The sequence below is a fragment of the Rhodobacter flavimaris genome (assembly GCF_021378075.1).
In the GTDB taxonomy this organism is placed as follows: domain Bacteria; phylum Pseudomonadota; class Alphaproteobacteria; order Rhodobacterales; family Rhodobacteraceae; genus Rhodobacter; species Rhodobacter flavimaris.
The window spans coordinates 1-352 of sequence record NZ_JAJUOS010000052.1 but is presented as its reverse complement, the minus strand read 5'-3'; the positions used below and the strand labels follow the sequence as shown (position 1 = coordinate 352).

The following is a 352-nucleotide window of genomic DNA, read 5'->3' as shown; positions in this document are numbered from 1 at the left end:
GCTGAGGAGACGGTGACCAGGGTTCCCTGGCCCCAGTAGTCAAAGTCCGGAGTATTAGTCACTCCAAAAGACCGGTAGGATTTTGCACAGTAATACAAGGCCGTGTCCTCAGCTCTCAGACTGTTCATTTGCAGATACAGGGAGTTCTTGGCGTTGTCTCTGGAGATGGTGAATCGGCCCTTCACAGAGTCCGCATAGACTATGTTAGCACTATTCCAACTAATACCTGAGACCCACTCCAGGCCCTTCCCTGGAGCTTGCCGGACCCAGTGCATGGCATAATCATCAAAGGTGAATCCAGAGGCTGCACAGGAGAGTCTCAGGGACCTGCCAGGCTGTACCAAGCCTCCCC

Annotated in this window: 1 protein-coding gene; it reads right to left on the bottom strand. The window is 53.7% G+C overall.

Annotated features, from left to right (window positions below):
- Positions 1-344, bottom strand: a 344-nt coding sequence (locus LZA78_RS17960; protein WP_368861025.1) for an immunoglobulin heavy chain variable domain-containing protein, incomplete at its 3' end; no start/stop codon positions are given.
- Positions 345-352: the final 8 nt, after the last annotated feature.